The sequence below is a fragment of the Sphingomonas sp. 67-41 genome (assembly GCF_001899725.1).
GTDB classification, from domain to species: Bacteria; Pseudomonadota; Alphaproteobacteria; order Sphingomonadales; family Sphingomonadaceae; genus Sphingomonas; species Sphingomonas leidyi.
This window is the reverse complement of sequence record NZ_MKWJ01000004.1, coordinates 108,804-122,601: the sequence shown is the minus strand read 5'-3', so window position 1 is coordinate 122,601 and position 13,798 is coordinate 108,804. Positions and strand designations below refer to the sequence as shown.

Below are 13,798 nucleotides of genomic sequence, written 5' to 3'. Positions count from 1 at the left end.
GCCATGAAGTTCGACACGCCCGCCGGCACCAATCCGATCGACCAGCTGAAGGTGATCGGCAAGCCCACGCCGCGCATCGACGGCCCGCTCAAGACCACGGGTTCCGCGCCCTATGCCTATGAGCATCACGACGCGCCCGACCCTGCCTATGGCTTCATCCTCGGCTCGGCGATCGCCAAGGGGCGCCTCACGGGCATGGACCTGCGCGATGCCAGCGCGGCGCCCGGCGTGCTCGCCATCGTCACCGCGGAGAATGCCGGCAAGCTCGGCAAGGGCAATTTCAACACGGCGAAACTGCTCGGCGGCCCGGAGATCGAGCATTATCACCAGGCCGTGGCGATCGTCGTCGCCGAGACGTTCGAACAGGCGCGCGCCGCCGCCGCGCTGATCCGGGTCGACTATGCCCGCGACAAGGGCCGCTACGATCTCGCCGCGGCGAAGGACGGCGCCGGCAAGCCGCCCGAAGGCGGGTTCAACGGCCCGGCCGACAGCGGCCATGGCGACTTTGCCGGCGCCTTTGCCGCCGCCCCGGTGCAGCTCGACGCGACCTACACCACGCCCGACCATGCCCATGCGATGATGGAGCCGCACGCGACGATCGCGGCGTGGGACGGCGACCGGCTCGATCTGTGGACCGCCAACCAGATGATCGCCTGGTCGGTGGGCGACATGGCGAAGACGCTCGGCATCCCGCGCGAGAAGGTGCGGATGCGCTCGCCCTTCATCGGCGGCGGGTTCGGCGGCAAGCTGTTCATCCGCGCCGACGCGGTGCTGGCGGCGCTGGGCGCCCGGACGGCGAACCGGGCGGTGAAGGTCGCCCTGCCCAGGCCCTTCATGTTCAACAACACGCCGCACCGCCCCGCGACGATCCAGCGCATCCGCCTGGGCGCGACGCGCGACGGCAAGCTGGTCGCGATCGGGCATGAGAGCTGGTCGGGCGACCTTCCCGGCGGCGGCCCGGAGACGGCGACCGGGCAGACCAAGCTGCTCTATGCCGGCGCCAACCGGATGACCGCGATGCGGCTCGCGGTGCTCGACCTGCCCGAGGGCAATGCGATGCGTGCGCCGGGCGAGGCGCCGGGCATGATGGCGCTCGAGATCGCGATCGACGAGATGGCCGAGAAGCTCGGCCTCGACCCGGTCGCCTTCCGCGTGCTGAACGACACCCAGGTCGATCCCGAGAATCCCGGCCGCCCCTATTCGCAGCGCCAGCTCAACCAGTGCCTGCAGACGGGCGCGGAGAAGTTCGGCTGGGCCCGGCGCGCGAAGCCGGGCAGCGTGCGCGACGGCCGCTGGCTGGTCGGCATGGGCGTCGCCGCGGCGTTTCGCAACAACATCAACATGAAGTCGGCCGCCCGGGTGCGGCTCGACGCGCGCGGGATCGTCACCGTCGAGACCGACATGACCGATATCGGCACCGGAACCTACACGATCCTCGCCCAGACCGCTGCCGAGATGATGGGCCTGCCGCTCGACAAGGTGGTGGTGAGGCTGGGCGATTCGAGCTTCCCGGTCTCGGCCGGATCGGGCGGGCAATGGGGTGCGAACAGCGCCACCGCCGGCGTCTATGCGGCCTGTGTGAAGCTGCGCGAGGCAGTGGCGCAGAAGCTCGGCTTCAACTCGGCCGACGCAGTGTTTGCCGGCGGCAAGGTGAAGAGCGGCAAGCGCAGCGTGCCCCTGGCCGAGGCGGCGAAAGGCGGGGAACTCGTCGCCGAGGACGCGATGGAATATGGCGACCTGGCCAGGAAATATCAGCAATCCACCTTCGGCGCGCATTTCGTCGAAGTCGGCGTCGACGCAGCGACGGCCGAGATCCGCATCCGCCGCATGCTCGCCGTGTGCGCGGCGGGGCGCATCCTCAATCCGGTCTCCGCGCGCAGCCAGGTGATCGGCGCGATGACCATGGGCGCCGGCGCCGCGCTGATGGAGGAACTGGCGGTCGACAAGCGCTTCGGCTTCTTCGTCAACCACGATCTGGCCGGCTACGAGGTGCCGGTCCATGCCGACATCCCCCACCAGGACGTGATCTTCCTCGCGGAGGCCGATCCCACCACGTCGCCGATGAAGGCCAAGGGCGTGGGCGAGCTGGGCATCTGCGGCGTCGGCGCGGCGGTGGCCAATGCGATCCACAACGCCACCGGGATGCGCGTGCGCGACTATCCGATCACGCTCGACAAGCTGCTGGCCGGAATGCCCGAGCTCGCCTGAGCCCGGGCGTTCCCCTCCCCGCCGGAACCCGGCCCGTCAGCCCTGGATGAAGGCCAGCAGATCGGCGTTGATCACTGCGGCATGGGTGGTGGCCATGCCGTGCGGATAGCCTGGATAGGTCTTGAGCGTGCCCTGTTTCAGCAGCTTGGCCGAGAGCGGCGCGGAATCCGCATAGGGCACGACCTGGTCGTCGTCGCCGTGCATCACCAGCACCGGCACGTCGATCCTCTGCAGATCCTCGGTGAAATCGGTCTCGCTGAACGCCTTGACGCAGTCGTAATGCGCCTTGATCCCGCCCATCATGCCCTGGCGCCACCAATTGTCGATCACGCCCTGGTCCACCTTCGCGCCCGGCCGGTTGAAGCCGTAGAACGGGCCCGCCGGCACATCGATGAAGAATTGCGCGCGATTGAACGCGGTCTGCTCGCGGAAATTGTCGAACACCTCCATCGGCAGGCCGCCCGGATTCTTCTCGCTCTTCAGCATCACCGGCGGCACCGCGCCGATCAGCACCGCCTTGGACACCCGCCCCGGCTTGGCCCGGGCGACATAGTGCGCGACTTCGCCGCCGCCCGTCGAATGGCCGATATGAACCGCGCCGCGCACGTCCAGATGCTCGACCAGCGCCGCGACGTCGGCGGCATAGGTGTCCATCTCATTGCCCGTGTCGGTCTGGGTGGAGCGGCCATGCCCGCGGCGATCATGCGCGATCACGCGATAGCCCTTGAGCAGGAAGAACATCATCTGGTTGTCCCAGTCGTCGGCCGAGAGCGGCCAGCCATGATGGAACCAGATCGCCTGCGCGTCGCGGGGCCCCCAATCCTTGTAGAAGAGCTCGGTGCCGTCCGCGATCTTGAGAATGCCCATGGTCCTGTCTCCTGCATGGCGATGCGCCGGGCGGAACCGGGCAATGGCCGATTCCGGCGGGGCAATTCTATCAGGTCCCGCGCGCCCGGCCAGCCATTGCCTGGCCTATTCCTCGGCCCTCGCCGCCGCTTCCGGCAGCGGCTCCGAATGGAATTCGTGCCAGAGCCCGTTGAGGATGCCGAAGCCGACGGCAAGGCCGACGCCGAGGATCCACGAGAAATACCACATGGCGAACGCTCCTCAGTAGAAGTCGGGATTGGTGCGCACGTCCTGCGCGGTCACCCTGCCGAACATCACGCGATAGGCCCAGGCCGTATAGGCGAGGACGATCGGCAGGAAGATCGCCGTCACCACCAGCATGGTGAACAGGGTGCCGTGGCTCGACGAGGCGTTCCACACCGTCAGGCTCGAAAGCGAGTCGATCGAGCTCGGCAGGATGAACGGGAACATCGACAGGCCCACCGTGGCGATGATCCCCATATTGGCCAGCGACGAGCCGGCGAACACCAGCACGTCGCGGCGCGCGCGGATGCCGAGCAGCGCCAGCACCGGACCCAGGAAGCCGAGCAGCGGCGCGAGCAGCATCCAGGGATGCGCGCCATAGTTGCGCAGCCAGGCGCCGCCCTCGGCCACCGTGGTCGAGAAGCGCGGGTTGGACGGCCCGCCGGGATCGACCATACCGTCCAGCCGGTAGCCCAGACCGCCCCAGGCGACGAACGCGCCGCCGGCCGCGAACAGCAGCAGCGCCAGCACCGCCGCCGCCTGCCCCCAGCGCCGCGCCCGCTCCAGCACCACGCCCTCGGCCTTCAGGCTCAGCCAGCCCGCGCCGTGCAGCACCAGCATCGCCACCGAGAGCAGCCCGGTCACCAGCGTGAACGGCGTGAACAGCCCGAGCAGCGAGCCTTCGTAGAAGGCGCGCAGATCGCTATCGAGGCGGAAGGGAATGCCCTTCATCACATTGCCCACCGCGACGCCGAAGACGAGCGCGGGCACGAAGCCGCCGACGAACAGCGCCCAGTCCCAGCGCTCCCGCCACGCCTTGTCCGGGCGCTTCGAACGATATTTGAAGCCCACCGGCCGCAATATCAGCGCCGACAGCACCAGGAACATCGCGAGATAGAAGCCCGAGAAGCTGACGGCATAGACGAAGGGCCACGCGGCGAAGATCGCGCCGCCGCCCAGGATGAACCACACCTGGTTGCCTTCCCAGGTCGCGCCGATGGTGTTGATCACCATCCGCCGCTCCTCGTCGGTCTTCGCGACGAAGGGCAGCATCGCCGCCGTCCCCAGGTCGAAGCCGTCGGTCAGCGCGAAGCCGATCAGCAGCACGCCGAGCAGCAGCCACCAGAGGATGCGGAGCGTTTCGAAATCGAGAGGGATGGACATGGTCTGTCTCCAAAACCCCGGCCCGGCTCATTCGGCCGGAACGGCGTGGAAATCGGGGCGTGCGGGCTCCGGCGCATCGGCGGCGCGATACGGCTCCGGCCCCTTGCGGATCGCGGCGAGCATCAGCCGCACCTCGATCACCGCCAGCGCGCCATAGAGCAGCGTGAAGCCGGCGATCGTCAGCCACAGCTCGGGCACGGTCAGGCTCGACGGCGCGAGGAAGGTCGGCAACACCCCTTCCACCGCCCAGGGCTGGCGGCCCACTTCGGCCACGGCCCAGCCGACCTCGGCCGCGATCCAGGGCAGCGGCATCACGACAAGCGCCAGCCGCAGGAACCAGCGCGCGTCGAAGCGCTGCACCGTCGAATAGAAGAAGGCGACCGCGAAGAAGGCGATCATGCCGAAGCCGATCCCGGCCATGATCCGGAACATCCAGAAGATCGCCGGCACATTGGGCACGGTGCTCCATGCCGCCCGCTCGATCGTCGCCGCGTCCGCCTTGCGCGGATCCGCGACGAAGCGCTTGAGCAGCAGCGCATGGCCGAGATCGTCCTTGGTCCGCTCGAACGCCGCGCGCGCGGCCAGATCGTTGCGGTCCACCTTGAGCTTCTCGACCGCGTCATAGGCCGCCAGGCCATTGACGATCCGTCCCCGGGCACGCTCCACCAGCGGGAAGATGCCATTGACCTCGCCGGTCAGGCTGCGGGTGGAGATCAGGCCCAGCACATAGGGGATCTTCACTTCATATCGGGTTTCGCGCCCGCTGTTCGAGGGGATGCCGAAGATCGCGAGCCCCGCCGGCGCCGGCTCGGTGTGCCACATGCCCTCGATCGCGGCGAGCTTCATCTGCTGGTTCTCGGTGAGCGCGTAGCCGCTCTCGTCGCCCAGCACGACCACCGACAGCGACGAGGCCAGGCCGAACGCCGCGGCCACGGTGAAGCTGCGCCTGGCCAGTTCCAGGTGCCGGCCCTTGAGCAGATAGAAGGCGGAGACGCCCAGCACGAACACGCTGGCCATCACATAGCCGGCACTCACCGTGTGGACGAACTTGGCCTGGGCCACGGGATTGAAGAGCACCGCCGCGAAGTCGGTCACTTCCATCCGCATCGTCTCGGGGTTGAAGGTCGCGCCGGTCGGATGCTGCATCCAGCCGTTCGCGACCAGGATCCACAGCGCCGACAGGTTCGATCCCAGCGCCACCATGAAAGTGGTGAACAGATGCGCCTGTTTCGACATCCGCTCCCAGCCGAAGAACATCAGCCCGACGAACGTCGCCTCGAGGAAGAAGGCCATCAGCCCCTCGATCGCAAGCGGGGCGCCGAAGATGTCGCCCACATAATGCGAGTAATAGGACCAGTTGGTCCCGAACTGGAATTCCATGGTGAGTCCGGTGGCGACGCCCAGCACGAAATTGATGCCGAACAGCTTGGCCCAGAAGCGCGTGACGTCCCGCCAGATCGGGCGGTTGGTCATCACGTACACGCTCTCCATGATCACCAGCATGAAGGACAGGCCGAGCGTCAGCGGCACGAACAGGAAGTGATAGAGCGCCGTCAGCGCGAACTGGAGCCTAGACAGCTCCACGACTGCCATGCTGATCATCGCAGGAATCCCCCTACGCCAAAGTCTGCGCCCAACGGGTTGGCCGCGTTCCGTTCGTCACTAAGGGCCCTATCCGGAAGGCGCTTTGATCATGGACAAATACGCTGCCATGGCAACATGCGTTAGAACCGGAACGAAATGACCTGGCTCCTGGACATACCCGGCGCGGCGCTGTTCGCGGCCGGCATCGCCCTCGCGGTCAGCAGCCTGGCGGCGGGGGAAGGCCTGTCCTGGGGCGCCGTGGCGCTGATCCTGGCGGGCGGGGCGATCCGCGCGGGGGCGGCGATGCTGGCCCATGCCGTCGCCATCCGCGCGGCGCAGCGCGTGGTTGCGGGCTGGCGCGCGCGGATCTTCCCGCGCCTGCTCGCCGGCCGGCTCCCCCGTCCGCTGCTCGCCGGGGAGAGCGCCGCGCTGGCGATCGATCACATGGTAGCGATCGAGGCCTGTGAAGCGCGCTTTCGCCCGGCCCGCGCCGCGTCCGCCGCCGCACCGCTGCTCGTCGCCGCGATCGTCGCCTGCGCGAGCTGGGTGTCGGCGACGATCCTCCTGGTCACGCTCGTCCCGTTCGCGCTCGGCATGATCCTCGCCGGCAGCGCCGCGCGCCGCGCCGCGGAGCGCCAGCTCGCCGCGCTCGCGGGACTCTCCGGCCTGTTCGTCGATCGCATCCGCGCCCTGCCCATCATCCGCCATTTCGGCGCGGAGGACCGCATCGCCCGCCAGGTGGCCGCCGCGACCCGCGAAGCGGCGGACCGCACCGTCGCGGTGCTGCGCGTCGCCTTCCTGTCCGGCGCGGTGCTGGAATTCTTCGCGGCGCTCTCGGTGGCGCTGGTCGCGGTATATTGCGGCTTCGCGCTGCTCGGGCTGCTGCCCTTTCCGCCGCCTGAGAAGCTCTCGCTCGGCCACGCCTTCTTCGCGTTGGCCATGGCCCCGGAATTCTACCTGCCGATGCGTCGCCTGGCCGCCGCCTATCACGAGAAGCAGCTGGGCGACGCCGCCATGGCCGCGCTGGCGGACGTCGAGGCGCCGGCGCCTGCCCCGCCCCCGGCGGCGCGCTTCGACGGCCTGCGCGTCGCGCAGCTCGCCATCGCCTGGCCGGGCCTGCGCATCGGCCCGATCGGCTTCGAACTCGCTTCGGCCGACCTCGTCGCGCTCACCGGCCCCACCGGCAGCGGCAAGTCGAGCCTGCTCGCCGCCATCGCCGGCCAGGTCGCGCCGGCGGGCGGCGCCGTCACCACCGCGCGCGGGGACGCACTCGACCCTGCGGACATCGCCTGGGCCGCGCAGACGCCGTTGCTCCTTCCCGGCACCCTGGCGGAGAACATCGCGCTTGCCCGCCCCGATGCGACGCCGGAGGAGATCGCGCGGGTCGCCGGGCAGGTCGGCCTGGACGCCGTGATCGCCGCCCGCGGCGGGCTGGGCCTGATGCTCGATCATCGCGGCTCGGGCCTGTCGGGCGGCGAGCGGCGGCGGATCGGCCTGGCCCGCGCGCTGCTCTCGCGCCGGCCGCTGCTGCTCTGCGACGAGCCCACTGCCGATCTCGATCGCGCGAGCGCGGCGGCGATCGTCGCGCTGCTGCGCGAAGTCGCGGCGGAACGCGCGGTGCTGGTGGCCACGCACGATCCCGCCCTGGCCGCCGCCGCGCGGCTGGTGGTGGCGCTGTGAGCGCGCTCGCCCTCGATCCCGCCGGCCGCCGCTGGCTGCGCCGCGCGCGCATCGCCGCGATCCTCGCCGCGCTCGCGGGAGTGCTGCTGCTCGCGGTCTCGGGCTGGTTCCTCACCGCCGCGGCGCTGGCCGGCGCGGCGGGCCCGATGGCCGCGCTCGGCTTCAACTATCTGATCCCCAGCGCCGCGATCCGCGGCCTCGCGATCCTGCGCACCGCCGGCCGCTATGGCGAGCGGCTCTTCTCGCACCAGGCTGCACTGGGCGCGATGGCGGCCCTGCGCGCCGGCCTGTTCGCCAGGCTCGCCGCGCAGGACGGCCGTACCGGTCCGGACCTTGCCGGCGGCGATGCCAGCGCCCGGCTGATCGGCGATATCGATGCGCTGGAGGAACTGATCGTCCGCGAGCCCGTCCGCTCGGCGAGCTGGGTCGCGGCGGGCGCCGGCGTGCTGCTGGCCGGGCTCGCGGGCTGGGCCGCGGCATTGGCGCTGCTGCTGCTCCTCGCCGCGCTGCCGCCGCTGCTCGATCGCGCCGCACGCCGCCTCACCCGGCAGCCGGCGCACGATGCGGCCGAAGCGCTCGGGGCGCTGCGCACCCGCTATGTCGAATATGCCGCCGCCCGGGCCGAAATCGCCGCCTATGGCCTTGCCGATCGCGTGACCGGCGACCTGTCCCGCTTCGCTGCCGATCTCGATGCCGCGCGAGCACGCCTGCATCGCGGCGAGGGCGTGATCGCGGCGCTGCTCGCCGGCTATGCCGCGCTGGCGGCGGCGCTGGTGCTGCGCCTCGCCGACGCGCCCGCGCCGCGCGTCGCCCTCGCCTTGCTGGTGGCCGCCGGCGCGGTCGAGGCGATGGCCGGCCTGGCGCGCACCGCCTTCCGCCGGGCCGGGGTAGCCGCGGGCCTGCGCCGGCTCGACGCCCTCCTCGCCTTGCCCGAACCCGTTGCCGCACCGGCTTCCACCGAAGCGATGCCGCTTCGCCTGGGCGGGCTCGATCTCGCGCCGGGGGCACGGGTCGCGGTCACCGGCCGCTCGGGCTCGGGCAAGACCGTGCTGCTCGAAACGCTGGCCGGGCTGCGCGGGGCCGCGGTCGATGCAGCCGTCGGGGGGCTGGCACCCGCCGCCTGTTCCGGCGCCATGCTCCGCGCCCAGTTTGCGCTTGCGCCCCAGGATCCGGCGCTGATCGCCGGAACGATCGCCGACAATCTCCGCCTGGCCCGCCCCGGCGTCGACAGGGAGTCGATATGGGCCGTTCTGCGCGTCGTCGCGCTCGAGGATCGGATCGGGGGGTTTCCGGAAGGGCTCGATACGCGCCTGGGCGAGGCGGGCGGAACCCTCTCCGGCGGCGAGCGCAAGCGCCTTTCCCTCGCCCGCGCACTGCTTGCCGGCCGCCCCTGGCTGTTGCTCGACGAGCCGACCGAAGGGCTTGATCCCGCGACGGAATACGAGATGGTTGCGCGGCTCGACGCCTGGCTGGCGGCTTCCAACACCGGCCTGGTCCTCGTCTCGCACCGCCGCGCGCCGATTGGGCTGGCCGGAAATGTGGTGGCGATCGAGGATATCGCGACAAGTCCTTGCCGAACAAGGGTTTGACTCGGATCAAGGCGCTCCCGGCCCCGGCATGCGCAGGGAAGGCGCCATGTGGACCTATCATCCCGACCTGCTCGCCACCGCGGTGCCGCGCTACACCAGCTTTCCCACGGCGGCGGAGTTCGGCGACGATGTCGGCCCGGCCGACATGGAGCATGCGCTCGCCCGGGTGCATGAAGACGAGCCGGTCTCGCTCTATCTCCATATCCCCTATTGCCATGAGATCTGCTGGTATTGCGGCTGCAACACCGGTGCCGCCAATCGCGCCGCGCGCGTCGCAACCTATGTCCAACGCCTTGGCGAGGAAGTGGATCTTGTCGCGGCCAGGCTCGCGGGGCGCGGCCGGGTCACGCGTATCGCCTGGGGCGGCGGCAGCCCCAACGCCTTGGTCCCCGCCCAGTTCGACGCGCTGATGCACCGTATCCGCGACGCCTTTGCCTGCACGCATGCCACCGTCTCGGTCGAACTCGATCCGCGCGGCTTCGACTGGGGCTGGGCCGAGTGCCTCGCCCGCAACCGCGTGACCCGCGCCAGCCTTGGCGTGCAGACCTTCGCGCCGCACATCCAGCACGCGATCGGCCGCGTCCAACCGGTCGAGGCCATCGCCTGCGCCATGGGCCGCCTGCGCGCCGCCCGTATCGAGTCGATCAACTTCGACTTGATGTACGGCCTGCCCGGCCAGTTTGCCGCCGATCTGGAGGAGACCCTCGACATCGCGCTGTCGATGCGGCCCGAACGTTTCGCCGTGTTCGGCTACGCCCATGTCCCGCACCTATTGCCCCGTCAGCGCCGGATCGACGCGACCCGCCTGCCCGGCCCCGCCGCGCGCTTCGCCTTGGCGCGGCAGGCACATCGGCATCTGCGCGACGCTGGCTATGACCCGATCGGCTTCGACCATTTCGCGGTACCGCAGGATGCGATCGCGCGTGCCGCGCGCAGCGGGACGCTGCGCCGCAACTTCCAGGGATTCACCGAGGACCAGTCCGAAGTGCTGATCGGCCTGGGCGCTTCGGCGGTCAGTGCGTTTCCGGGTGCGTTGCTGCAGAACGAGAAGCGTGCCGGCCGCTATCACCTGTGCCTCGCCAAGGGCCGGCTTGCCACCGCGCGCGGCATCCGGCGCAGCCCGGGCGACCGCCGCCGCAGCGCGATCATCGAAGCGCTGCTCTGTCGCGGCGAAGCGGAATGCACGGGCCTGAGCGACTTGTCGGACACCCGCGCTCGCCTTGCACGTTTCGAGGAGCGCGGGCTGCTCGCATGGGCGGGAACACGCCTGCTCCTCGACAGGAACGCCCTCCCCTATGCCCGCGCCGTAGCCGCGGCCTTCGATCCCTGGCGCGCCGCCAGCGCCGCCCGATTCAGCAGCGCCGTCTGACCCGCGGCTTCGCTGGGGCGGTATGGCGAGACGAAACAATGGGCCACCCGCGGGCGGCCCATTGTCCATTGCATCTCCTGCGATGCGCGATCGTGCCTAGAAACTATAGCTCAGGTTCAGCGAATAGACCCGGCCCGTTTCGATATAGCCGCCCTTGCGGTCGTTGGAGAGATAGGCCGGCCGCTGGCTGGTCGTTGCCCAGTAGGTATGGGCGTTCAGCAGGTTCTCGATCGACGCACCGATCGCAACATGCTTGCCCAAGGTATAGCCGAGCATCAGGTTCATCTTCGATACGGGCTGGATATAGGTATCCGGCCGGCTGGAGCGCAGGTCGTACAGCTTGTCGCCCGTGTAGTTATAGTTGAGCGCCGCCTGGAATCCGCCGTGATTGTAGAACAGCTCGACATTGTACATGAGGCGCGGCGCCTGCGGCATGCGCTGGCCACGCCACTGGCCGTTCACGAACACCTTTGCCTGGGCCCGCTGGAGCGTGATGTTGCCGCCGACGCCCAGCCCGTCGAACAGTCCCGGCAGATCGCGGAAACTGTATCGACCGACCAGCTCGATGCCATAGACGTCGCCCTTCCCGCTCGTATCCAGCGTCGAGGTCTCCACGCCGTTCACCTTGATCGGGCTGCTGGTTCCCCAGACGTTGAGGTCGCCGCCCGCATTGGTGGTACCCGTCGAGAACAGCACATGGTTGATGCGCTTGTAATAGGGGCTGATCGAGAAGAAGTCGGTGCCCTCTCCCTTCAGCTCGACCGACGCATCGACGTTCCAGGCCGTCTGCGCGTCGAGATTGGGATTGGGAATGAACACCGACAATGTGCCGTCGTCGCTGAGCGAAACCTCCGTCGGCCCGAGCAGCAGGTCGAAGGCCGGGCGCGAATAGCTGCGGCGAACCGAAGCGCGATAGACGACGCGATCGCTCGGGCGATAGCTGGCGATCACGCTCGGCAGCCACTGGTTGTAGCTGCGCGCCGTGGTGACGAAGCCGTTGCCCGTCTTTTCGTTGCTCTGCCAATAGGTGCCCTCGAAGCGGTTATGCTCGAAACGCACGCCGGGAATGACCGTCAGATCGCCGGTACGGAACGTTGCCATGGCATAGGCGCCGATGCGCTGCTCCTTGCCGTCGAGCCGGTTCTCCTTCAGCTTGACCGGGTTGAGGCCGGCGAGCTTCGGCGTCGACAGGCGGCGAACCTGGTCCTCGATGAATTTGGTATCGAGCAGCTTGATCGGCACCTGCGCGGAATTGTGCATGAAGCCGCCCAGCATCTCGCCCGGAATGGCCGCCACCGACGGCCCTTGCGCGTCGTAGCGCGGGGCGTTGCTGCCATTGGCGAGCGGGAAGTAATATTGGAGCGCACCGTCGTCGCCCAGGCTGTTCGCATAGCGCTTGGTCCCTTCCGCCTTGGCGCCGGCCGCGATCGATTCGAGCCCCTGATCGGCCAGCTTCCAGGTCGCGTCGAGCTGCCCTTCCAGGCGGCGCTCCCAGGTATTCTCGAACTGCTGCGTCACATACCATTGTTTCAGCGTCGAGAGATTGAGCAGGGCCGCGCGCGCCGCGTCGGTCAGCACCACTTGCGGGCTGGTGCGATCGCCGATGCTCGTCACCATCCGCGTGATCGCTAGGCCGCTATTGTCCGCGGTGCCGATATAGGGCTTCCCGGCGAAGCCCGACTGGATGCGCAGCGGATAGTCCTGCTCGCCGCGCGAATAGGCGGCATGATAGTCGAGCGTGAGGTCGCCGATACGCGACTGGCCGCCGAACTTGGTCGAGAACAGCTCCTGGTTGGAGTGCTCGGTACGGAAATAATGGGTGGCGGTCAGTCCATAATCGGCGCGGAATCCCGCCGCGTCATAGGATCCCGTATTGCCGGGATTGGGGTTGATCTGGCCGGGCGCGAGATCGGTCTGGCGCAGCGCCGTCTGGTCCATCCAGCTCTTGAGCTTGTAGCGGCCATAGGTGGTGTACGAATAGAGATCGAGATCCTCTCCCTTCCAGTCGAGGTTCAGCGTGCCACCCAGCCGCTCGATCCGATTGCGGAAGACGTTCCACTGCACGCCGCGCGGAGAGATATTGTCCAGATTGTCGCGGATCATGCCGGGGATCTTGTTGTCGTACTTCTCCCAGTCAGCTTGCATCGCGGTCGATTCACCCAGCGTGTGCTTCAGGCCGTAATAGACCGACGCATAGATACCGAGATTGCCGAGACGCTGCGCCGTTTCGATCTGCGCCGTGCCGCCCCACGGATTCTGCCCGCGTGCCGCGGCGCGGCCTGCGACCTGGCCCTGCGCGCGGATCTGCACGTGGCCGGCCGGCAGGTTGAAGGCCGAAGCAGTGCGCAGGTCGATCACGCCCGCGATCGCGTCGCCATCGAAATTCGCGGTCGGCGCCTTGTTCACGCGCGCTTCGGCGACGGAGAAGGGCGACAGCAGGTTCATCGAGATGGCGCGGGTGCGCGCATCGGTCTGCGCGAGGCGCACGCCGTCGAGCATATAGGCATTATAGGCAGTATCGAGCCCGCGGATCGACAGATACTGCGCCTCGCCCGTCGCCGCCGCATTGCGCGACTGGTCCACGGAAGAATTGACGCCCGGCAGGCGCGTCAGCAGGTCCGCCAGATTCTGTTGCGGCTGCGCGCGCAATTCCTCGCCCGAGATGATCGAAACGAACGAAGAACTGCGGATTTGCGCGTTCTGCGTGTCCTGAACGGCGTGACGGCGGCCGTTGACCACGATGTCGTCGTCCTGCTTCTCGATCCGGTCCTTGTCCTGGTTCCCGCTCCGGTCCTGATCCGGTGCAGGGACGGGGTCGGCCGGCTTGATCGTCTCCGGGCCGACCGGTGCTGCCCAGGCCGGGCCAGTGGCGAGCAGCGCCATCGCCGTGCCGGACAGAAGATACAGCGCGCGAAGATGTGCCGTCGAGATGGTCATCATTGCTTACCCCCAAAGAAACTGGATCGGCAGCGGCACCTTGCCCGCCGCCGCCGGCCGGCTAGGGGCGGCCAATTACGCATTGATGACAAAATGACCGTATCAATTAATTTTTGACCATATCCTTGGGGATCAAATCGATTTCATCGCGCCATCGATCGCAATGTCATCAAATTGA

Annotated in this window: 9 protein-coding genes; 4 read left to right on the top strand and 5 right to left on the bottom strand. The window is 68.6% G+C overall.

The genetic code is table 11. From position 1 onward, the window contains the following. The first annotated feature begins 3 nt into the window (after window positions 1-3). Window positions 4-2,208, top strand: coding sequence for an aldehyde oxidoreductase molybdenum-binding subunit PaoC (gene paoC, locus BGP17_RS02305; protein ID WP_286710874.1), 2,205 nt, complete (start codon window positions 4-6; stop codon window positions 2,206-2,208). 36 nt (window positions 2,209-2,244) lie between these two features. Here paoC and BGP17_RS02300 read toward each other — a convergent pair whose 3' ends face one another. From BGP17_RS02300 to BGP17_RS02285, 4 genes are all read right to left on the bottom strand, one after another. Continuing rightward, entirely contained in the window at window positions 2,245-3,075 is an 831-nt protein-coding gene (locus BGP17_RS02300) for an alpha/beta fold hydrolase (protein WP_286710873.1), read from the bottom strand. A 105-nt stretch (window positions 3,076-3,180) separates the two neighbouring features. Beyond that, window positions 3,181-3,303 carry a cytochrome bd-I oxidase subunit CydX gene (cydX, locus tag BGP17_RS02295; RefSeq protein ID WP_167299216.1) on the bottom strand — a complete coding sequence of 41 codons (123 nt, stop codon included), beginning with the start codon at window positions 3,301-3,303 and terminating at the stop codon, window positions 3,181-3,183. Between the two features lie 12 nt (window positions 3,304-3,315). Beyond that, a complete protein-coding gene (gene cydB, locus BGP17_RS02290) occupies window positions 3,316-4,461 on the bottom strand; it encodes a cytochrome d ubiquinol oxidase subunit II (RefSeq protein ID WP_167299217.1) in 1,146 nt (381 codons plus the stop codon). A gap of 27 nt (window positions 4,462-4,488) precedes the next feature. Continuing rightward, the gene (locus BGP17_RS02285) at window positions 4,489-6,063 is read right to left on the bottom strand and encodes a cytochrome ubiquinol oxidase subunit I (RefSeq protein ID WP_167299218.1); all 1,575 of its coding nucleotides are present in this window, start codon (window positions 6,061-6,063) and stop codon (window positions 4,489-4,491) included. A gap of 138 nt (window positions 6,064-6,201) precedes the next feature. Here BGP17_RS02285 and BGP17_RS02280 point away from each other — a divergent pair, with 138 nt between their 5' ends. Genes BGP17_RS02280 through hemN form a run of 3 tightly spaced genes read left to right on the top strand, consistent with a single transcriptional unit; the run spans window position 6,202 to window position 10,683 of the window. Then, a complete protein-coding gene (locus BGP17_RS02280) occupies window positions 6,202-7,725 on the top strand; it encodes an ATP-binding cassette domain-containing protein (RefSeq protein WP_286710872.1) in 1,524 nt (507 codons plus the stop codon). Then, complete coding sequence (locus BGP17_RS02275; protein WP_286710871.1) at window positions 7,722-9,314, top strand: ATP-binding cassette domain-containing protein; 1,593 nt, start codon at window positions 7,722-7,724, stop codon at window positions 9,312-9,314. The genes BGP17_RS02280 and BGP17_RS02275 overlap by 4 nt, the downstream gene beginning before the upstream one ends. A gap of 46 nt (window positions 9,315-9,360) precedes the next feature. Beyond that, window positions 9,361-10,683, top strand: a complete 1,323-nt coding sequence (gene hemN, locus BGP17_RS02270) for an oxygen-independent coproporphyrinogen III oxidase (protein WP_286710870.1) — start codon at window positions 9,361-9,363, stop codon at window positions 10,681-10,683. 96 nt (window positions 10,684-10,779) lie between these two features. On the opposite strand, the gene BGP17_RS02265 is transcribed toward hemN, so the two are convergent. Then, window positions 10,780-13,623 (bottom strand): TonB-dependent receptor, encoded by a 2,844-nt coding sequence (locus BGP17_RS02265; RefSeq protein ID WP_286710869.1) that lies wholly within the window; start codon window positions 13,621-13,623, stop codon window positions 10,780-10,782. Window positions 13,624-13,798 lie beyond the last annotated feature (175 nt).